Annotated in this window: 19 protein-coding genes; 12 read left to right on the top strand and 7 right to left on the bottom strand. The window is 37.4% G+C overall.

What is annotated here, in order from left to right; all coding sequences use genetic code 11:
• Positions 1–39 precede the first annotated feature (39 nt).
• From miaB to ACFJGY_RS02835, 5 genes are read left to right on the top strand one after another with little or no spacing between them, the layout of a single operon-like run.
• On the top strand, positions 40–1,473 hold the full coding sequence (gene miaB / locus ACFJGY_RS02855; RefSeq protein WP_379967932.1) for a tRNA (N6-isopentenyl adenosine(37)-C2)-methylthiotransferase MiaB: 1,434 nt from the start codon (positions 40–42) through the stop codon (positions 1,471–1,473).
• Positions 1,474–1,525: 52 nt separating this feature from the next.
• Positions 1,526–2,821, top strand: coding sequence for a sigma-54 interaction domain-containing protein (locus ACFJGY_RS02850; protein WP_379967930.1), 1,296 nt, complete (start codon positions 1,526–1,528; stop codon positions 2,819–2,821).
• On the top strand, positions 2,821–3,492 hold the full coding sequence (locus ACFJGY_RS02845; RefSeq protein WP_379967928.1) for a hypothetical protein: 672 nt from the start codon (positions 2,821–2,823) through the stop codon (positions 3,490–3,492). The genes ACFJGY_RS02850 and ACFJGY_RS02845 overlap by 1 nt, the downstream gene beginning before the upstream one ends.
• Positions 3,493–3,501: 9 nt before the next feature.
• The gene (locus ACFJGY_RS02840; protein WP_379967926.1) at positions 3,502–4,047 is read left to right on the top strand and encodes an LptE family protein; all 546 of its coding nucleotides are present in this window, start codon (positions 3,502–3,504) and stop codon (positions 4,045–4,047) included.
• A 4-nt stretch (positions 4,048–4,051) separates the two neighbouring features.
• Positions 4,052–5,716: a hypothetical protein gene (locus ACFJGY_RS02835; RefSeq protein WP_379967924.1), complete on the top strand. Its 1,665-nt coding sequence runs from the start codon at positions 4,052–4,054 to the stop codon at positions 5,714–5,716.
• A 33-nt stretch (positions 5,717–5,749) separates the two neighbouring features.
• Here ACFJGY_RS02835 and ACFJGY_RS02830 read toward each other — a convergent pair whose 3' ends face one another.
• Positions 5,750–6,583, bottom strand: coding sequence for a GLPGLI family protein (locus tag ACFJGY_RS02830; RefSeq protein WP_379967922.1), 834 nt, complete (start codon positions 6,581–6,583; stop codon positions 5,750–5,752).
• A gap of 6 nt (positions 6,584–6,589) precedes the next feature.
• Complete coding sequence (locus ACFJGY_RS02825) at positions 6,590–7,561, bottom strand: GLPGLI family protein (protein WP_379967920.1); 972 nt, start codon at positions 7,559–7,561, stop codon at positions 6,590–6,592.
• A gap of 228 nt (positions 7,562–7,789) precedes the next feature.
• Here ACFJGY_RS02825 and ACFJGY_RS02820 point away from each other — a divergent pair, with 228 nt between their 5' ends.
• From ACFJGY_RS02820 to ACFJGY_RS02800, 5 genes are all read left to right on the top strand, one after another.
• On the top strand, positions 7,790–8,119 hold the full coding sequence (locus ACFJGY_RS02820) for a HesB/IscA family protein (RefSeq protein WP_379967918.1): 330 nt from the start codon (positions 7,790–7,792) through the stop codon (positions 8,117–8,119).
• Positions 8,120–8,226: 107 nt separating this feature from the next.
• Entirely contained in the window at positions 8,227–9,675 is a 1,449-nt protein-coding gene (gene sufB / locus ACFJGY_RS02815; protein ID WP_379967916.1) for a Fe-S cluster assembly protein SufB, read from the top strand.
• Positions 9,676–9,721: 46 nt separating this feature from the next.
• Positions 9,722–10,465 (top strand): Fe-S cluster assembly ATPase SufC, encoded by a 744-nt coding sequence (sufC, locus tag ACFJGY_RS02810; RefSeq protein WP_034973352.1) that lies wholly within the window; start codon positions 9,722–9,724, stop codon positions 10,463–10,465.
• A gap of 39 nt (positions 10,466–10,504) precedes the next feature.
• Positions 10,505–11,812: a Fe-S cluster assembly protein SufD gene (gene sufD / locus ACFJGY_RS02805; protein WP_379970087.1), complete on the top strand. Its 1,308-nt coding sequence runs from the start codon at positions 10,505–10,507 to the stop codon at positions 11,810–11,812.
• Between the two features lie 247 nt (positions 11,813–12,059).
• Positions 12,060–12,404, top strand: a complete 345-nt coding sequence (locus ACFJGY_RS02800) for a tRNA-binding protein (protein WP_379967914.1) — start codon at positions 12,060–12,062, stop codon at positions 12,402–12,404.
• Positions 12,405–12,408: 4 nt separating this feature from the next.
• On the opposite strand, the gene ACFJGY_RS02795 is transcribed toward ACFJGY_RS02800, so the two are convergent.
• From ACFJGY_RS02795 to ACFJGY_RS02785, 3 genes are all read right to left on the bottom strand, one after another.
• Complete coding sequence (locus tag ACFJGY_RS02795; RefSeq protein ID WP_379967912.1) at positions 12,409–14,247, bottom strand: ABC transporter ATP-binding protein; 1,839 nt, start codon at positions 14,245–14,247, stop codon at positions 12,409–12,411.
• 57 nt (positions 14,248–14,304) lie between these two features.
• Positions 14,305–15,231: a M28 family peptidase gene (locus ACFJGY_RS02790; RefSeq protein WP_379967910.1), complete on the bottom strand. Its 927-nt coding sequence runs from the start codon at positions 15,229–15,231 to the stop codon at positions 14,305–14,307.
• Between the two features lie 142 nt (positions 15,232–15,373).
• The gene (locus ACFJGY_RS02785) at positions 15,374–15,763 is read right to left on the bottom strand and encodes a DUF4293 family protein (RefSeq protein ID WP_379967908.1); all 390 of its coding nucleotides are present in this window, start codon (positions 15,761–15,763) and stop codon (positions 15,374–15,376) included.
• 172 nt (positions 15,764–15,935) lie between these two features.
• Here ACFJGY_RS02785 and rho point away from each other — a divergent pair, with 172 nt between their 5' ends.
• A complete protein-coding gene (rho, locus tag ACFJGY_RS02780) occupies positions 15,936–17,744 on the top strand; it encodes a transcription termination factor Rho (protein ID WP_379967906.1) in 1,809 nt (602 codons plus the stop codon).
• 75 nt (positions 17,745–17,819) lie between these two features.
• Here rho and ACFJGY_RS02775 read toward each other — a convergent pair whose 3' ends face one another.
• Positions 17,820–18,113 (bottom strand): GNAT family N-acetyltransferase, encoded by a 294-nt coding sequence (locus tag ACFJGY_RS02775; protein WP_379967904.1) that lies wholly within the window; start codon positions 18,111–18,113, stop codon positions 17,820–17,822.
• A 49-nt stretch (positions 18,114–18,162) separates the two neighbouring features.
• Positions 18,163–19,374, bottom strand: coding sequence for a type IX secretion system plug protein domain-containing protein (locus tag ACFJGY_RS02770; protein ID WP_379967902.1), 1,212 nt, complete (start codon positions 19,372–19,374; stop codon positions 18,163–18,165).
• Between the two features lie 44 nt (positions 19,375–19,418).
• Here ACFJGY_RS02770 and ACFJGY_RS02765 point away from each other — a divergent pair, with 44 nt between their 5' ends.
• A complete protein-coding gene (locus ACFJGY_RS02765) occupies positions 19,419–20,057 on the top strand; it encodes an MBL fold metallo-hydrolase (RefSeq protein ID WP_379967900.1) in 639 nt (212 codons plus the stop codon).
• Positions 20,058–20,068: the final 11 nt, after the last annotated feature.

The following is a 20,068-nucleotide window of genomic DNA, read 5'->3' as shown; positions in this document are numbered from 1 at the left end:
TCTAAAATCTAATTTCTAAAATCTAACTTCTTACAAAAAGTGCAGGAAAAATATATAGACGAAACCAAACAAGGCGAAGCTTTTGCAATTGCAGAAAAACCGGGAAACGGCAAAAAACTGTTCCTGGAAAGCTACGGCTGCCAGATGAATTTCTCTGATTCTGAGATCGTTGCATCCATTCTTAACGAACAAGGCTATAACACAACTTTGAAAGTGGAAGAAGCAGATTTGATTTTATTAAATACCTGCTCTATCCGTGAAAAAGCTGAGCAAACCGTGAGAATGCGTCTCGCTCAATTCAAAAATCTTAAAAAAGAACGTCCGAATATGACCGTTGGTGTTCTAGGCTGTATGGCCGAGAGATTGAAAACCAAATTTTTAGACGAGGAGCAACTTGTGGATCTGGTTGTTGGTCCGGATGCTTACCGGGATCTTCCAAATCTTCTCAAAGAAACCGACGACGGGAGAGACGCGATCAATGTAATTCTCTCAAAAGAAGAAACTTACGCCGATATCAATCCGGTTCGTTTGGGAGGAAACGGTGTAACAGCTTTCGTGACAATTACTCGTGGCTGCGATAATATGTGTACTTTCTGTGTGGTTCCATTTACAAGAGGCCGTGAGAGAAGCCGAGATCCGCATTCGATTATTGAAGAATGTCAAAGTCTTTGGAACAACGGCTATAAAGAAATTACTCTTCTTGGTCAAAATGTTGACTCTTACCTTTGGTATGGCGGCGGTCCGAAAAAGGATTTTGCAAAAGCTTCTGAAATGCAAAAACTGACAGCAATTAATTTTGCTCAACTGCTTGATATGGTCGCTAATGCAGTTCCGCAGATGAGAATCAGATTCTCAACTTCCAATCCGCACGAGATGACGGAAGATGTTTTTCGCACAATTGCAAAACACGACAATATCTGCAAATATGTTCACCTTCCCGTTCAAAGCGGCAGCGACAGAATTCTTCAGTTGATGAATCGCCAGCATACGCGTCAGGAATATTTGGATTTAATTAAAAAAGGAAAAGAAATTGTTCCTGATATTTCGTTTTCACAAGATATGATCATCGGTTTTTGCACAGAAACCGAAGAAGACCATCAATTGACAATGAGCTTGATGCGCGAAGTAGAATACGATTACGGCTATATGTTTTCCTATTCCACCAGACCGGGAACGCCGGCCCACAAGAAACTGGAAGACGATATTCCTGCAGATGTGAAACAAAGACGTTTGGCTGAAGTGATTGCTTTACAAGGCGAACTTTCCAGAAAAAGGATGGAAGGTTATGTTGGCAGAGTTCACGAAATCCTGATCGAAGGAACTTCTAAAAAGAATCAAAACCAATGGAAAGGCAGAAATTCTCAAAATGCAGTCTGCGTTTTCGACAAGCTGGAAGGACAGAAATTGGGCGACATTGTGTCTGTTTTTGTTCACGGCAATACGCAGGGAACACTTTTGGGGGAAACGGTTTGATAGTTCATAACCATTGAATTTCAAATCTTAAATTTCAAACATCAAATCAAATATGGCAGAATTACAATCCATAAAAGCACGTTTCGGGATTATCGGAAATTTTCCGGCACTTAACCGGGCTTTAGAAAAAGCAATTCAGGTTGCTCCAACAGATATTTCGGTTTTAGTAATGGGAGAAAGTGGCGTCGGCAAAGAGTTTATTCCTAAAATAATCCACGGCGAGTCCAGAAGAAAACACCAACCATATATTGTCGTAAACTGCGGGGCAATACCAGAAGGAACAATTGATTCCGAACTTTTCGGACACGAAAAAGGCGCTTTTACGGGCGCAACTTCTACCAGAAAAGGCTATTTTGAAGTCGCAGACGGTGGAACAATTTTCCTTGACGAAGTTGGTGAATTACCGCTTCAAACTCAGGTTCGTTTGTTGAGAGTTTTGGAAAGCGGCGAGTTTATGAAAGTCGGTTCTTCCCAGGTTCAAAAAACAAATGTGAGAATCGTGGCAGCAACCAATGTAAATATGATGAAAGCCATTAATGATAATCGTTTTCGTGAGGATCTTTATTATCGTTTGAACACGGTTCAGATTGATATGCCAGCGTTGCGCGAGAGAAAGGGCGATATTCATTTGTTATTCAGAAAGTTTGCAATTGATTTTGCTGAGAAATACAGAATGCCGGAACTGAAATTGACCGATGACGCCGTGTCTTACCTCGAAAATTATGCATTTCCGGGCAACGTTCGCCAGCTCAGAAATCTGGTAGAACAAATGACTGTCGTAGAGCAAAACCGGGAGGTTAATTCCACGAAACTGGCAGAATATATCCCTATGAATGCAAATTTGCCGGCAGTAATTTCTAAAACAAATGGAGCCGGAAGTTCCGGAGATTTCAGTTCGGAAAGAGATATTATGTACAAAATTCTCTTCGATATGCGAAGCGACATTAATGATTTAAAATCCTTAACTTCGGAACTGATAAAAAATAAAGGCAATACAGATCTTAGTCTGCAGGAAAAAAATCTCATCAACAGGATTTATACGCCGGAAACGCAGCAGGCCACAAGTCCTAATTCTCTGCTTTATTTCGAAAATAATCAGAACAATCAGAATCAGATTCATCATCCAACCATCGTTTCTGAGAATGAAGATCACCACTACAATGATGTGGAAGATATAGAGTTGGAAGAAAGCAGACCAGAATCTCTTTCACTTCAAAACAATGAAAAAGATCTGATTATCAAAGCTTTAGAAAAACACAAAGGCAGAAGAAACAAAGCAGCTGACGAATTGGGGATCTCTCAAAGAACGCTTTACAGAAAAATAAAACAATATAATCTGGAGGAATAATGGAAAAACTACCATCGAATATTAATATAAATTTTAATATCGGAAAATATATTTCCGGCGGTATCGATCTTTTCAGAAAAGATCCGGGTACTATATTTGGCGCTTTTGTACTCACGCTAATTTTCAGTATTATTCCTTTATTCAGCCTTTTGGCTATTGGAAACTTTTATAAAGTCTGCAGAGATGTTGATGTTCAGGGAAAATCTGATATTGGCAGGATTTTCAATTTTGATGATTTTGTTCCTTATCTAAAATTCATGTTCCTGTTATTTTTAATAGTGATGATTATCGTTCCTTTTCCTTTGATTTTATTTCCATTATCATTATTTTCGGGCGAAGATGGAAATGTTTCAAATATCAGCCTTGCTTTTATTTTGGGTGGATTTGGGGTTTTCATTCTTTTTTATGTGATTTTTTTAATAGTCCTTTCTGTTGCGACCTATTATTTTATTCCTTTGGTTGCGCTTAAAGGTTCGCACGATATCAGAAAAAATATTTCTTTATCTTGGCAGCTTGCTAAAAAAGATTTTTTCAGCATTTTGATTTTTATAATTATCTCGGGATTTTTATCGCAACTAGGCATACTGGCTTGCGGAATAGGGATATTTTTAACTATACCTATCGTGTTGTGTATGAGATACAAATCTTTTGAAAAAATAATGAATTTATAAAATCCTGAAATGATTAACGAAAGATTGTACTTAAGAAATTGTAAACTGTTAGGAATTATTATTCTTTTGAGCCTGATAGTTAATTCCTGCTATTCCTTCACCGGCTCTTCATTAAGAGAAGATATGAAAACTGTGAAGATCAACACGTTCCCGAATAATGCAGCAAACAATCTACCGAGTCTTAGCCAGGAGTTTACCGTGGCATTGCAAAACCGTTTTCTACAAAGAACAACGCTGAAAGGTGCTGTTGAAAAACCGGATCTTTTGATAGAAGGAGAGATCAGCGATTATACTATTACGCCAACCAGTATTGGTACGGCCACAACGACTGAAACTGGAAATACAATTCAGGCATTGCAGAATAAACTGACTATTACAGTAAAAGTACATTACGAAAACAGCAAGGATCCAACCTTGAGTTTTGACAGAACTTACAGTGATGAAGCAGTTTTCAATAGTGATCTGGATCTCAATACAATAGAAACTGCACAAGTAAGGATTGTGAATGAAAGGATCATCAACAAAATTTATAATGACATTGTAGCCAATTGGTAAAAGTATGAATGCTAGAGTTTTAGAATTAATAAAAAATCCAAAAATCATTGTCGAATCTGATTTGAACATCTTAGAATCGGAGTCAGAGAAAATGCCTTATGCTCAAAGTATCCGGGCACTTTATCTTTACGGAATCAATCTTTATCAATCAGAAAATTATAAAGAAAACCTTTCTAAAACAGCTGCCTACACCACCGATAAAAAGATACTCTATCAATTCATCAATTTTCAGAAAAACAATCAGAAAAATGAAGGGCCAGTTCAGCAAAACACTGAACAGATTACTGAAAATCAAACACCTAACAAAAAAACCACTGCTGAAAATATTATCGAAAAAACCTTAGAAAATTCTAAAGAGATTGAAGTTGCCTCTGTCGTTCTGAATAAATTTGATATTGATAAAATCATTGAAACGGAAAATCAGGAAAACTCAGAATTCATAGTTGTTGAAGGCGAAAAAAACCGTTTGCTATATGAAGGTGAAGAAAATTTCCTCGAAGAGAAATCTCAGGAAATAGACCTTGAAGCAACCAAAGAATCCGGGATTATCACGGTTAAAGATGATTTGGAAGTTAAAGAAAATCTGATCGCTTATGACGATAATAGGTCCGAAGAAACCATTTCTGAGAAAAAAGAAATAGATGAGGTTTTAGAAACTCCTGTCGAAAAAATCTCTGAAAATAATAATGTTGACACTCAAGTTCAGGATGAAGATTCTTCGGGAAATATCAGTTTTAATGGGATTGAAGATTTTCTGCCTCAAGTGAAATTCTCTGTTCCGAAAAACCATTTGGACTATCTGAATCCGCCTAAAAAAGAGATTAAGACCGAAACAAATTTACCTGAAGAAAAACCTCTTCAAAGGTCAGAATATAAAGAACCTGAGATTGCAGAAATCCCGGAAACTGAGGTTGATAATAGTCAAATCAGCTTTGAAAATACGCAGAATTTTGAGGTTTCAAAACCAGAAGAAATCATAACTCAAACTCAGGAAAGTGAAAATATCACAATTGAGAAGGAAGAAATTCCGGAACAGCCACTTTCTACCTGGAAACCGATGTCATTTTCCGCAAATACACCAGACGCTTTGATCGGTAAAACAACAGCAGCTGAGAAATCAAAACCGGAAATCATCGCCGAAGAAAAATTTGTAAAACCAGAAGTCATTGATGAAAAACCAGAAGAAAAACCTCAAGCCGCAGAAACGGAAAGACCTGTGATGAACGTCTCATTTTTCGGGAATGATGTTTCCAAGATTGAAGAAAAAAAGGAAATCCCTGCGATTCTTGAAAAACGAGAGGTGAAAGAAACCGTGGACAGCAATGTTGGAACCTTCATCAATACCTGGCAAAGCTGGCTGAAAATTGACAGACCAAAACCTGCTGAATCAATTGAGAAAACAATTGTTGTCAAAGAGAAAATCATTGATCAGTTCATTGAAAAAAACCCGAAGATTTCTCAGTTAAAAGATGAGGTCAATTTTATAGTGAAAGAGAAAAAAGATGACATCTCACACTTGATGACAGAGACTCTGGCTAAATTATATGTAGAACAGAAATTGTACTCCAAAGCCATCAAAGCTTACGAAACGCTTTCTGAAAAGCATCCTCAAAAAACAGAATATTTCAAAGAAAAGATCGAAGAAATCAAAGAAATCCGAAAATCATAAAATAAAAATCGTCCCGGATTCGAGACGATTTTTTTATTTCAATTCAATTGGATTGTTTCGGCTTTTCATTTCGGTTTCCATTCGTTTTTGCATTTCCTGCATTTGTTTTGGATCCATTCCCGGCCTGTTGCCGCCTCCGCCGCCAGCAGGGCCTCTTCCACCGCCACCGCCGCCACTTCTTTGAGCAGAGATGAAGCTGGCTGGATCTTTACGCATCTTCTTCTCAAGATCAGCATATTTCGATTTTTGAATGTTGATATATTGACCTCTGGTTTGTGGCTGCTGGATTTCTGCAATTTTTTTAGTCTGCATCAGGTCAAAAGAATAATCGCCATCAGAATCCTGAACTTTCACAATCAACCCCGGCAATCCTGAAAATTTATACGGCCCGTCCTGCAAAGGAATTTGCTGTGTAAACCAGGCGTACCAGGTTCTTCCTGCAAATTTTGTTTCTGCTTTCTGAGTTTCGTACTCACCGATTTTAACAGTTTCCGGTAAGATTTTCCAATTAAAAGTCGGGGATTCATTATAAGAATATTGATCTCTGCCTATTCTTGATTTATAAACCAAACTTTGATTGGCTAGATCTTTTTCTATCGTAAACTGCAGATTACTTCTAAGGTTTTCCATCTGCGATCTGTCAAAGTTTCTGGTCGCCCGCATTCTCTCCATTACAGAATCCCTTTTCAGCGTATTTTCTGCATAGAAAAAAGATTTTTTCCCATCTGTATCCAGATAGGCCAGTTCCGTTTTTTTCTCTGTATTTGTAGAATCCGGCGTTAGTGTTGCCTGATAGATAAATCTGGTACTTTGCTGAGCCATTACAAATGGCATTGCCAGCAGGCTGAATATTCTTAATAGTTTCATTTATGATTATTTATTACTTAGTTCTATCGGATTTGTGTTTCCGAAATTCATACCATTTACAATATTTGACGTAGAATTCTGAGAATGATTCCCCATTTGCATATCATGCGGTGTACCTCCCATTTCTCCGTTTGGCATTCCGCCATTCATTCCACCCCCGGGTGGTCCGCCCATTCCGCCATTCATTCCGCCACCACGTTGGTGCATTCCTTTTCCTCCCGGATTGAAGCTGTCAAAATTAATCTCAGAATCTTTATTTTTTACCATTTCCATTCTTACAGATTCCTTGTCGCCCCGAAAGTTGATTCTGGTTGATTTTCTGGCGTCAGGTTTTAAACTTTCAGAATAGGCATTCGGGACGATAATCTTTTTTACAAAACTAAATCTGTAATCACCTTTGTCATCTTCTAATTTTAAGATCAATCCCGGAAGACCTAAAAATTTATATGGTCCATCCGAAATTTTGATTTCAGGCGCAAACCACGCAGTCCAGCTCCTTCCTCCGAAAATCATTGTTGCTTTCTGAATTTTATACCCGTTAAAATCCGAAGTCTGAGTAGAAATGTCCCAGTTCATTTTTCGGTCTTCCTGATAATAAACTTGTTTTAAACCAATACTTTCAACAAAATTTACAGATTTTTCATCTCTGTTTTTTGTGATGAAGTAATCGAAGAACGTTGGTTGTATAGATTTTCCATTTGGCAGCTTTGGAAATTCACTTTTATCTTTCTTTGATTTTTTGATGTCGGTAATTCCTTGTTGTCTCAAGATTGTTGTCAAAGAATCTTTCAGCAGTTTACTTTCACTGATGAATAATGACTGGTTGCCTTTGATATCCAGAAAAGTATTTTCAACCTTCATATTTACGAGGTTAATGGTATCCGGATTCACTTCGGTTTGATAAACATATCTTTCGGTCTGGCTCCATAACTTTCCAAAAAAGGAAAATAGAATCATCAAAATAAAAATCTTCTTCATAATTAAAACTGATTGTTTGATTAACAAAATCAGACAAAGTTAATTATTAGAACTATGAGAATTAATAATTGTTCAATTTTTGACAACAATTTAACATTAACGGACTGTTTCTCATTACTCAAGGACGATCAAATTATCCTTCAAAATCATCAAAATAGATGTCATCGATTTGAGATTGCGGAAATTAGTTCGTACTTTTGTACACTCAAATCATTCTAAATAAAAATAATGATACAAGTAAGCGATCAGGCAAAAACCAAAGCGGCTCAGCTAATGACCGAAGAAGGCTTTAATCCTGAAACAGATTATATAAGGGTAGGCGTAAAATCCGGCGGTTGTTCCGGTCTGGAGTACGTTCTCAAGTTTGATAATGTAAAAAACGAAACCGATCAGGTTTTTGAAGATAATGGAGTGAAAGTGATTATTGAAAAAAAATCCATCCTTTATCTTGCAGGAACCATTTTAGAATTCTCCGGAGGACTGAATGGGAAAGGCTTTGTTTTTAACAATCCAAATGCTGCAAGAACTTGTGGCTGTGGAGAGAGTTTTAGTCTTTAAGTTAAGATTAAAATATCAAGAACATTTACTTTATTAAGTTATCATTATTGATAAACTTAATAAAGAAATAAATTTAAAATCTTAGCGCGCTTTGCGTTAAAAATATAATGGCAAAATATACAGAGGACGATTTAAGGGAAGACCTTAAAACTAAAGAATATGAGGCGGGATTTTATACCGATATCGAGTATGATGATTTCCCGACCGGACTGAATGAAGACATCGTGCGCGCTATTTCTGCAAAGAAAGAAGAGCCGGAATGGATGACGGAATGGCGTTTGGAATCTTTCCGAATCTGGCAGAAAATGACAGAACCGGATTGGGCCAACATCAAATATGAAAAACCTGATTTCCAAGCGATAAAATATTATGCAGCTCCAACTAAAAAGCCGGAACTAGCTAGTTTGGACGAAGTGGACCCGGAACTCTTGGCAACTTTCGCTAAACTGGGAATCAACATCGAAGAGCAAAAAAGACTTTCAAATGTTGCAGTTGATATCGTAATGGATTCAGTTTCCGTGAAAACAACTTTTCAGGCAACATTGATGGAAAAAGGTGTGATCTTTTGTTCCATTTCAGAAGCGATTAAAAATCATCCGGATCTGGTTAAAAAATATCTTGGAAAAGTTGTTCCAAGAGGCGATAACTTCTATGCAGCACTTAACTCCGCTGTTTTCTCTGACGGAAGTTTCTGCTACATTCCAAAAGGAGTAAGATGCCCAATGGAATTGTCAACTTATTTCCGAATCAATCAATCAGGAACCGGACAGTTCGAGAGAACTTTGGTGATTGCTGATGCAGGAAGTTACGTTTCATACTTGGAAGGTTGTACAGCGCCATCAAGAGATGAAAACCAGCTTCACGCCGCAGTTGTAGAACTGATTGCGATGGATGACGCTGAGATCAAATATTCTACCGTTCAGAACTGGTATCCAGGAAATGAAGAAGGAAAAGGAGGTGTTTTCAACTTCGTGACCAAAAGGGGACTTTGTGAAAACAGAGCTAAAATCTCCTGGACACAAGTAGAAACTGGTTCCGCTGTGACTTGGAAATACCCATCTTGCATCTTGAAAGGTGACAACTCGATCGGAGAATTTTATTCGATTGCGGTGACGAACAATCACCAGTATGCTGATACAGGAACTAAGATGATCCACATCGGAAAGAACTCCAGATCGACAATTATTTCGAAAGGAATCTCTGCAGGGAAATCTCAAAACTCATACAGAGGTTTGGTAAAAGTAATGCCTTCTGCAAAAGGAGCACGTAACTTCTCCCAATGTGATTCACTTTTAATGGGTAATGAATGCGGCGCACACACCTTCCCTTACATCGAGATCAAAGATCCTACGGCACAATTGGAACACGAGGCAACGACTTCGAAAATCGGTGAAGATCAGATTTTCTATTGCAACCAAAGAGGAATCGATACAGAAAGAGCAATTGCTTTGATTGTCAACGGTTTCAGTAAAGAAGTTCTAAACAAACTTCCAATGGAATTTGCAATTGAAGCTCAGAAATTACTGGAAATCTCACTAGAAGGTTCGGTAGGATAAACAGATAAAGAAAACTATATATAATTTTTGCATTAAACAATATACAATGCTTCAAATCAAAAACTTACACGCCAAAATTGAAGATGGCGCAGAAATATTAAAAGGAATCAACCTTGAGATCAAACCAGGCGAGGTTCACGCAATTATGGGACCTAATGGTGCCGGAAAATCGACGCTTTCGTCTGTAATTGCAGGGAAAGAAGATTATGAAGTAACCGAAGGAAATATTCTTTTCGAAGGGGAAGATATCGCTGAAGATGCTCCTGAAGAAAGAGCACACAAAGGTATTTTTCTTTCGTTCCAGTATCCGGTTGAGATTCCTGGCGTTTCTGTTACCAACTTCATCAAAGCAGCGCTTAACGAAACCAGAAAAGCAAATGGACTGGAAGATATGGGCGCAAAAGAAATGCTTGGCCTGATACGTGAAAAATCAGAGCAACTGGGCATCAAAAAAGATTTCCTTTCCAGATCTCTCAACGAAGGTTTCTCCGGAGGTGAGAAAAAAAGAAACGAGATCTTCCAAATGATGATGCTGAATCCAAAATTGGCAATTCTTGACGAAACCGATTCCGGACTTGATATCGATGCTTTGAGAATTGTTGCTGATGGTGTAAACAAATTCAAGAATGAAGGCAATGCTGTTCTTTTGATCACACATTACCAGAGACTTTTGAATTACATTCAACCGGATTTCGTACACGTTTTGGCGGATGGAAAAATTATTAAAACAGGAGATAAATCTCTAGCACTTGAATTGGAAGAAAAAGGCTACGATTGGCTTTTAAACTAAAAACAAATCTTCTAACAGATGCAAAATCAAACCATTACAATGGCTTTATTTGAACAGACAATAGATCAACATTCAGATTTTTTGGAAACTCTTCGTCACAGATTTTTGGACGAGGACAGAAAAACGGCACTTCATAACTTTGAAGCTAAAGGTTTTCCAACCAAAAAAGACGAAGAATACAAATACACAAATCTAAAAGAGATCACGGAAAAGGAATACAATTTTTTCCCTACAGAAGAGCACAACATCTCGAGAGAGCAATTGGATGCGCTTCATTTGGGAGAGGAAAACTTTGACCGGATCGTTTTCATCAACGGCATACTTCACAAAGAATTTTCAAAGATCTCAATCGGAAATGCTGAGTTTCTTTCATTCAATTACGCATTGAATGATCCTGCGCACAGAGAGGTTTTTGATAAATATTTCAACACAATCTCTAACAAAGATCTGGCTTTCACGAACCTGAATTCAGCTTATTGCAAATTCGGATTCTTCTTGAGAGTTCCGAAAAATGTAGTGATTGAGAAGCCAATTCACGTTTTCTATCTTTCTCAAAATCAGGAGGAAAATACGTTCTATAACACAAGAAATCTCTTAATCGTAGAAGAAGGCGCAAAGGTAGAAATTATCGAAAGTCATCACAACCTGGACGAATCTTTTGTACTGACCAATTCTGTAACAGAGATTTTCACGCATCAGAATGCAAAAACCGATTGGCACAAACTGCAGAATGATAATGATACTTCTTATCTGGTAGATCACACATTTGCAAAGCAGGAAAGAGACAGCTTGACAACGGTGAATACTTTCACTTTCGGAGGGAAATTGGTTCGTAACAATCTGGATTTCATTCACAACGGTGAAAATATCAATTCGTTTATGAACGGGATCACGATCATCGGAAAAGACCAATTGGTAGATCATCACACGGCGGTTCATCACAACACGCCTAACTGTGAATCTTACCAGAATTACAAAGGCATTTACAAAGACAAATCCCACGGCGTTTTCAACGGAAAAGTTTTCGTAAACAAGATTGCTCAGAAAACCAATGCTTATCAGCAAAACAACAACATCCTTCTGGACGAAGGCGCAAGCATCGACACAAAACCTCAGCTTGAGATCTTCGCCGACGATGTAAAATGTTCGCACGGTTGTACCGTAGGACAGCTGAACGAAGATGCAATGTTCTACCTGAGAGCGAGAGGTATTTCCAAGAAAGAAGCAAGAGCATTGTTGCTTTACGCTTTCGCCAATGATGCAATGCAAAACATTGATATTGAGCCGTTAAAAGTAAAAGTTTCCAAACTCCTCGCTGAAAAGCTGGAAGTGAATATGGAATTTTAAACCTTCAACATACACAATCTAAATCCCGGAATTTTCTGGGATTTTTTATTTTGGGCGCCTTTATCCGCGCTCCACTCCCGCTATTTTTGTGATTGCGAACGACGTTTATTACATAATTGAACGTTTTAATCAATCGCAATCACAAAAATGAGCTCCGTTCAGCTCGGGGCGCAGCTTCAACATATTTTGAACATTTGTCCCAAAATTGTAAATTTGAATGAATTAGAATTTTTAGATCAATTGAACAATGACTAAATCCGAAATAACCTGGCAAGATTTTGAAAAGATAGACATTCGTGTAGGAACAATAATTTCCGCAGCAGATTTTGAGAAAGCCAGAAATCCTTCTTACCAATTGGAAATCGATTTTGGAGATTTGGGAATTCTAAAATCATCTGCTCAGATTACAGCCTTATATAAAAAAGAAGATTTGATCGGGAAACAGATTCTTGCAGTTGTCAACTTCCCAAAGAAGCAAATCGCTAATTTCTTCAGCGAATGTCTCGTTCTGGGTGTTTACGGGGAGAATAAAAGTGAAGTGACACTTCTGACATCAAATCTGCCGGTGAAAAACGGATTGGAAGTTGGATAGAACTTTAATCAAAATTCTGTAACTCAACCAGTTTTCTATAAGTTCCGTTTCTTTCCATCAATTCCTTGTGAGAACCTTGCTCGATGATATCGCCTCTTTCCATTACCACAATATGATCCGCTTTTTGGATGGTTGATAATCTATGCGCAATAATCAAAGAAGTTCTGTTCTCCATCATCTTTTCCAGAGCATCCTGAACGTATCTTTCAGATTCTGTATCCAGCGCAGAAGTTGCCTCGTCTAAGATCATAATTGGCGGATTTTTCAGAACTGCCCTTGCAATAGATACCCTTTGTTTTTGTCCTCCGGAAAGTTTATTTCCGTCATCACCGATATTTGTATGATATCCATTTTGAAGTTGCGTAATAAACTCGTGGGCGTTGGCAATTTTTGCTGCTTCTATTACTTGTTCCTCGGTTGCATCCGGATTTCCCATCAGGATATTATTGTAAACCGAATCATTGAAAAGAACAGATTCCTGAGTCACCATTCCTAACAGCTGTCGGTAATCTGTCAGTTTTAAGTTTTTAATATTATGACCATCAATCAGGATTTCACCTTCAGAAACATCATAGAATCTCGCTAATAGATTGGCAATCGTGGTTTTACCACTTCCTGACTGACCAACTAAAGCAACTGTTTTACCCTTCGGCAGAACAACAGAAAATCTTTTGAGGATCAGGTTTGTTTTATCATAATAGAACCCGATATTATTAAATTCTATCTTATCCTTAAGTTCAGAAATTGGTGTAGGATTCGGAACCTCCTCCACTTTCAGGTCATAATCCAAAACTTCGGAGACTCTTTCCAAACTGGCCATTCCGCCTTGGATTGCAGAAACTGCATTTGATAATCGTTTCGCAGGATCCAGGACTTGGAAGAAAACAGCTATAAATGCCAGAAAAGTTGCAGGATCTTTGTTGGTTCCATTGATGATCTCCGTTCCTGCATACCAGGTAATGAGCAGCATTGTGACAGATCCCAGGAACTCGCTCATCGGAGAAGCCAATTCTCTTCTTCGGCTCATAGAGATGGCGTGATGCTGCCACTGATCAGTTGTTTTATTGAATCTGTTCTTTAATATTTTATCTGCGTTGAAAATTTTAATAACCTTCGAAGATTTCAAAGTTTCATCAACTAATGAGAAAAGATTTCCTAATTCTTCCTGTGCAAACCTTGCCTGTTTTTTCAGACTTTTACCAACCCAGGAGATGATCCAGCCCATAATCGGAAAAACGATTAATGAGAATAATGTCAGTTTTGGCGATAATAAAAATAATGCTGTTAGAGATGAAATAATCATAAACGGCGAATTCACGATATCTACGAGAGATCCCATAATTCCGCCTTCTACTGAGCCAATATCGTTGGAAATCCTGGACATCATATCACCTTTTCTCTGTTCTGTAAAAAAGGAAACGGGTAGTTTCAAAAATTTGTCATACATCGCTGTCCGCAGATCTCTTGTGATCCCAACGCGATAGTTTACCAATAAATAAGATCCAATATATCTGAAAATATTTCTAAGCAAAAAAGCAAAAGCCGTAATGCAACAAAGAACGGCTAAAACCTGAATACCACCATGCTCGTCCATATTAATCTGGATCTTATAATAAGCCCAGTCTTTTACAAAACCAAAATAATCAGCGATTCTTCCATTCCATTCCGGCACTTTTGATGTATCAACTTTGTCAGCGGTTCCAAACATCACACTTAAAATAGGGAGCAATGTCCCGATAGAAAATATCTGCAAAAGGGAATAAAGAATGTTGAAAAACATACTGCCCCAAAGAAATCTTTGATGCGGTCTGGCAATACTGAGAATACGTTGAAATGGTTTCATTCAGAAAAATTGGAAATGCAAAATTACGGAAAATAAATAGTTTACTTTATCAGGACGTTAAAAATCGTATCTTACTTTATCGTTGTATTTTGGCGTGAAGTTTTTGGTATTCAGTTTTTCAACAGTTTTTGAAAAATTGTTGATAATATTGGTCAGGTTTTCTGCATCTACAATATTAATATCATCGTTCACAGCGTGATAGTGAAATGCTTTTGTCATATCAACTGTAGAGATAGAATGTGCTATAATTTTTTTCTTAACAAAATTGACGTTATCGGATCTGTAAAAAAGCTGCTCATTTTTATATGGATCAGGATAAACTTTAAGCCCGTTCGCAGCATTAGCATTGATTAATTCATCAAAATCAGAAAACTCATCGCCAGTCATAAAAACAGCATTTTTCCCAAATTGAGATTCTGTTGCCAGCATTTCAAAATTAAAAAGTGCAGTGATATTATTGAAAACGGGATTCAGGTCTTTATTCTCAGACAAAGCTTTTGAACCTTTCAGCCCGACTTCTTCTGCGTTGAATGCCATAAAAACCATCGAGTAATCTGTTTTTTTATCCTTAAAGTAATCCGCAATTCCCAAAACCGTAGAAACACCACTCGCATCGTCATCTGCACCGTTATAGATATTATCTCCAGACTTATTATTAGTTCCGATGTGATCAAAATGACCTGAAAACGCAAGACTTTTCTCCGTTTTCCCTTTTTTGATACCACAAACGTTGAAACCTTTCTGTCCTTTATATTCAAAAGGAATCAGAAAAGAATCGCCAAAACAATACTCAAGGTTATTTTTTTTGAATTCCGACGCGATATATTCCGCAGCTTTGTCATTTTCCGGCGTTCCAAATTTCCTGCCTTTCATCTCATCAGACGCCAAAGTAGAAATGATGTTTACGATTCTGTCTTTAGAAATTTCCTGAGCAAAAGAAAATATTGACTGAGTGATAAAAAGAATAAGGCTTAGTTTTTTCATAATGGCTAATTTATAAAATAATGATATATGTTTGATAAGTCATTGATTCTTTGGTTTTGTTACCATTATTTTTAATAATTGCAAAGAAAAAAAACAGCCTCCAGAAAGGAAGCTGTTCTTACTCAAAAAAATCGTCGTAAGTTTATCGAAGTCTGTCCACAGATTTTACGAGCCTCTCATCTTTTTTGATGTACACATTTGCCAAAAACAAACATACAATCGCAATTACTGAGAAAACCGGCTCAATACCCTTCTCAGGAAATGTGATTCCTCCGGGTAAGTTTTGCAGCCAATAAATCAAAAAACCAAGCAACAAAGCGTTTATAAATAGGCTGATATTGTTCAGCAGAATTTGTCTTTTTCGGTTTTTGAAACTAAAGATACTTAGCAATCCTAATAATATTAATATAACAGTAGAAATATTAATAATCAGATTTCCACCTAATATATCAAAATCCTGAGCTGTAAGATTCAGGAACAAAGCGCCTAAAACAGCTAATAATATCCAGATTGTTTGTATTCTTTGTAACATTTTTTTGATCAATTCCTTTTTAGAAAGGGAACAAATTGTCTGCAAAAATAAAATAATTTTTGCTTAATTCAAAAATTAATGTAGATTTGCATTGTAATCACCTATTAAAAATGATAATCGCCTGATTTTCATTCTTACTTTTACAAAATAAATTTACTTTTTTACGCATTATATGTTTAATATTGAAACGCTAAGGTCAAAATCCGATGAGGAATTGACCAAACTTTCTAAAGATTTAGGCGTCAATTTGGCAAAGAAAAGCTCTCCGGAAGATACGGTTTTCGCCATTCTGGACTATCAGGCTTCTAACCCAAAAATCATTAAGGATTATCTAAACGCCAATCAGGAAAATATGAATAAAAACACAGAAGACAATTCTGGAGAAAAAGCTGCTCCTGCTAAGAAACGAGGCAGAAAGCCAGCAGAAAAACCGAGGCAGGAAACAGAGATTCCTACAGCAGAAGTTGCAATAGCAGAAGTGCCTGCAGCTGTAGAAACGCCGGTTGTGACACAGGAAGAAGTTAAAAAACAAAATCCTCCGAAGAAAAAACAACCAAGAGCAAGAGTCGCAGCAAACGAAAATCAAGAAGTAGTTGCAGAGATTAAATCATCACCATCAGAAACGGCTCAGACTACAGAAACTGTTCCTCAAACTGACGAAAAGCAAGATGAAACAAAATCTGAGGATACAAAACCTCAGCAAAGACAGCCTCAACAGCAGAACAACCGTCAGCAGCAGCAAAAGACCAACAACAGAGGTCAGCAAAAAACACAAAATCCCAATTCTCCCCAACACAACAACAATAATAATCAAAAAGAACAAGCCGAAAACCAACAGGACAATTCGCCAAAGAAGGAATTCAACTTTGATGGATTGATCACAATAGAAGGTGTTTTGGAAATACTTCCGGACAATTACGGATTCCTTCGTTCTTCAGATTTCAGCTATATCTCTTCTCCGGACGATGTGTATGTTTCTACTAATCAAATCAGAAATTATGGTTTGAAGACGGGAGATACCGTAAAAGGAATGGTAAGACTGCCAAAAGAAGGCGAAAAATATTTTTCTCTTCTAAAACCGACAGAGGTCAACGGACGAGATCTTGCTTTTATCAAAGATCGTGTTGCTTTCGAATATCTGACGCCGCTTTTTCCTCAGGAGAAATTCAATCTTGCAGGAAAAGGTTCTACTCTTTCTACAAGAATCGTAGATCTTTTTGCACCGATTGGGAAAGGACAAAGAGCAATGATCGTTGCACAGCCAAAAACGGGTAAAACAATTTTACTTAAAGATATTGCCAACGCAATCTCAGCCAATCACCCGGAAGCTTATATGATGGTTCTTCTCATCGACGAACGTCCTGAGGAAGTTACGGATATGCAGAGAAGTGTGAACGCGGAAGTAATTGCCTCTACTTTTGATGAAGCTGCAGATAAGCACGTAAAAGTAGCAAATCTGGTTCTTTCAAAAGCACAGAGAATGGTAGAATGCGGGCACGATGTTGTCATTCTTCTTGACTCCATCACAAGACTGGCAAGAGCTTACAATACGGTGACGCCGGCTTCCGGAAAAATACTTTCTGGTGGTGTAGATGCCAACGCGCTTCATAAACCGAAACGTTTCTTCGGAGCTGCAAGAAAAATCGAAAATGGAGGATCGCTTACAATCATTGCAACAGCTTTGATCGACACAGGTTCCAAAATGGACGAAGTGATCTTTGAAGAGTTCAAAGGAACCGGAAATATGGAACTGCAATTGGACAGAAAAATTGCGAATAAGAGAATTTATCCAGCTGTGGATTTGGTTTCATCCAGCACAAGAAGAGATGATCTTCTTTTGGACGAGGCAACAATGCAGCGTATGTGGATTATGAGAAAATATCTTTCTGATATGAATCCTCTGGAAGCTATGGAATTTGTGCAAAAACACATACAGGGAACCAAAAACAATGAAGAGTTCCTGATGTCTATGAATAGATAATTTGTTACCTCAATATAAAAAAGTTCGGCTCGCAATTGCGAGCCGTAACTTTATAGTAAAGTAAAACCTTTACCATTAATTCATAAAAACGTCTTCAACATCTTGTTTTCTGCTGAGAACAGAATGTGCGTAAGAGCAATGCGCTTTTATAGTCCACCCGTTTTTTCTGGCGAAATCTACTGATTTTTCCACCAATTTTTTTCCTAGACCTTGTCCTTCGAATTTTGGAAAAATCATGACATAGCTCACTATTAATTTTTTGAGTTCCGGAACGATTGTGTAAGTAAGTCGTCCGATATCTTCAGTTTCATTTTTCAGAGTGATATAACCGCCGTTTCCGGATTTATTATTTTCAAAGCTAAGTTCCATAAAAGTTTGTTTTATAAAAGTATTAGCGAAAATTATTCCAAAAAAAAAATTATCTCACAGGTGTCCGGAACTCTCCGTAACCGATCAATCCGTCGAAGTTTCTGCCAAATGGTGTGTAATATAAAAATGCCTGGTAAAGATTTTCTGTCTGCCAGAAGTTTCCGTTGACCTCACCGTAATTTAACTTTCCGTCCGAACCTTTGGTTGCAATGATGTAACTGTAAAAACCTTGTTTCAGATAAATCTTTGCAAGATATTTCTGTGCCTTATCATCATAAAGCATTTGGCTTTTTGCATCAGCTTTGTAATCGTTGAACATTCCCAGAACATAAAATTCTTTGTCAGATTTCTGACTGTCGAGTGCAAAATACACCCAGGAATAATCACCTTCCCTATCGGCATCTCTTTCTATTCCAAGATCATTTCTTCGGTAATAATAAGCACCATTGACATCCGGCTGATATTGATAATCCCCTGGATAAGCCCAGACCGGGTGAAGATATGTGTAGTTTTTTCCGTCTATGACCTCTGTATTTGCAACCATATCCAAAGCCTGATTCATCACTTTATTATCAAAGTAATAGAACTCATTATTTCCCGGAAAAGCCAATCCCAATTGCTGAAATAAAAGTTGATTTCCCAGGGTGGAACTCGGTCGGATATTGGTAAGAGAAATGCCCCAATTGTTATTTTGAATCACACTCAAAGAAAGCGATGAAAGATTGTTGCTGATTCCAGAGCCATTTCCAGTAGCTTGTATTTCAAGCCTTTGTCTTGCATTGGGATTTTTAGCATCTATAAATCGAGTCACGTTGATTCCGATATTTGCACCGTTTTCATAGATAGAAAACCTTTTTTTGAACAACGGTTTGTCCTGAGAATCTTTGTAAACGATGATCTCATAATTCCCGGAGATTTTTGGCTGAATTTTTTCGTTTGGGAAAACCAGTTCGTAATGGGTATATTTTTGATAAGTGTTAAAGGAATATTGAAATTGATCAACCAAAGCATTCATACTTCCGTTCGCATATTCTGTAAAAAAAAGCCCATCTTCTTCCCAGTTTCTGTTGTAATGTTTGTAAGTATAGCGGTAGATCTGGCTGGAGTTTGAAAGATCATCAAATCTAAGGATCAATTGTTCGCCTTGAGCAATAATTGGCGTTTCATCATTGGTTTTAGGATTAAAAACCTGAATACTTTTGATTTCCTGAGCAAAAGAAAATGCACTAAAAAAAATTATAAATAGTCTAAATACCTTCATCTTGCTAAGTTAATGTTTTATATTTTTACAGTTAAATTAAAAAAATGTTACACGTTGAATCTTTCACTTTCAATCCGTTTTCCGAAAATACGTACCTCATTTATAACGATAAAAAGGAGGCTTTTCTTATAGATCCGGGAAATATGCCCGATGCGGAAACCAAAGTTTTAGGCGATTTTATCAAATCGAAAGAGCTTAAAATCCAGAATATTCTTTTGACGCACGCACACATCGATCACATTATTGGACTGCAATGGGCTTATGATGAGTTTCAGGTTCCGGTTTTGGTTCATCTTGATGAGATTGAAATTCTGGAGAAAGCTCCTTTTACTGCAAAGAATTATGGTTTCTTCTTTCCTGCTTTCAAAGGGGAGATTCAAAATATAAAAGAGGGCGACGAATTAAAATTAGGTTCTGATATCTTTGAAATTCTGGATGTTCCGGGACATTCGCCTGGAAGTGTTGCATTTTATAATAAAGACAATGGATTTGTGATTTCCGGTGATGCACTTTTTATGATGAGCATTGGAAGAACTGATCTTTACAAAGGTGATTATGATCAATTAATTAGCAGTATTAATACTAAACTAATTACGCTTCCGGAATCAACTAAGGTTTTCAGCGGACACGGAGAATCTACAACGGTCGGTTTTGAAAAAAATTACAATCCGTTTTTGAAATAAAAAAACGCTTC

The organism is Epilithonimonas sp. UC225_85, assembly GCF_042695135.1.
GTDB lineage: Bacteria > Bacteroidota > Bacteroidia > Flavobacteriales > Weeksellaceae > Epilithonimonas.
This window is presented reverse-complemented; position numbering and strand designations above follow the sequence as displayed.

What these genes read in the sequence shown, in the direction of transcription:
- ACFJGY_RS02850 (WP_379967930.1), top strand. Translation starts at nt 1,526, where the DNA reads ATGGCAGAATTACAATCCATAAAAGCACGTTTCGGGATTATCGGAAAT.
- ACFJGY_RS02845 (WP_379967928.1), top strand. Translation starts at nt 2,821, where the DNA reads ATGGAAAAACTACCATCGAATATTAATATAAATTTTAATATCGGAAAA.
- ACFJGY_RS02840 (WP_379967926.1), top strand. Translation starts at nt 3,502, where the DNA reads ATGATTAACGAAAGATTGTACTTAAGAAATTGTAAACTGTTAGGAATT.
- ACFJGY_RS02835 (WP_379967924.1), top strand. Translation starts at nt 4,052, where the DNA reads ATGAATGCTAGAGTTTTAGAATTAATAAAAAATCCAAAAATCATTGTC.
- ACFJGY_RS02830 (WP_379967922.1), bottom strand. Translation starts at nt 6,583, where the DNA reads ATGAAACTATTAAGAATATTCAGCCTGCTGGCAATGCCATTTGTAATG.
- ACFJGY_RS02825 (WP_379967920.1), bottom strand. Translation starts at nt 7,561, where the DNA reads ATGAAGAAGATTTTTATTTTGATGATTCTATTTTCCTTTTTTGGAAAG.
- ACFJGY_RS02820 (WP_379967918.1), top strand. Translation starts at nt 7,790, where the DNA reads ATGATACAAGTAAGCGATCAGGCAAAAACCAAAGCGGCTCAGCTAATG.
- sufB (WP_379967916.1), top strand. Translation starts at nt 8,227, where the DNA reads ATGGCAAAATATACAGAGGACGATTTAAGGGAAGACCTTAAAACTAAA.
- sufC (WP_034973352.1), top strand. Translation starts at nt 9,722, where the DNA reads ATGCTTCAAATCAAAAACTTACACGCCAAAATTGAAGATGGCGCAGAA.
- sufD (WP_379970087.1), top strand. Translation starts at nt 10,505, where the DNA reads ATGGCTTTATTTGAACAGACAATAGATCAACATTCAGATTTTTTGGAA.
- ACFJGY_RS02800 (WP_379967914.1), top strand. Translation starts at nt 12,060, where the DNA reads ATGACTAAATCCGAAATAACCTGGCAAGATTTTGAAAAGATAGACATT.
- ACFJGY_RS02795 (WP_379967912.1), bottom strand. Translation starts at nt 14,247, where the DNA reads ATGAAACCATTTCAACGTATTCTCAGTATTGCCAGACCGCATCAAAGA.
- ACFJGY_RS02790 (WP_379967910.1), bottom strand. Translation starts at nt 15,231, where the DNA reads ATGAAAAAACTAAGCCTTATTCTTTTTATCACTCAGTCAATATTTTCT.
- ACFJGY_RS02785 (WP_379967908.1), bottom strand. Translation starts at nt 15,763, where the DNA reads ATGTTACAAAGAATACAAACAATCTGGATATTATTAGCTGTTTTAGGC.
- rho (WP_379967906.1), top strand. Translation starts at nt 15,936, where the DNA reads ATGTTTAATATTGAAACGCTAAGGTCAAAATCCGATGAGGAATTGACC.
- ACFJGY_RS02775 (WP_379967904.1), bottom strand. Translation starts at nt 18,113, where the DNA reads ATGGAACTTAGCTTTGAAAATAATAAATCCGGAAACGGCGGTTATATC.
- ACFJGY_RS02770 (WP_379967902.1), bottom strand. Translation starts at nt 19,374, where the DNA reads ATGAAGGTATTTAGACTATTTATAATTTTTTTTAGTGCATTTTCTTTT.
- ACFJGY_RS02765 (WP_379967900.1), top strand. Translation starts at nt 19,419, where the DNA reads ATGTTACACGTTGAATCTTTCACTTTCAATCCGTTTTCCGAAAATACG.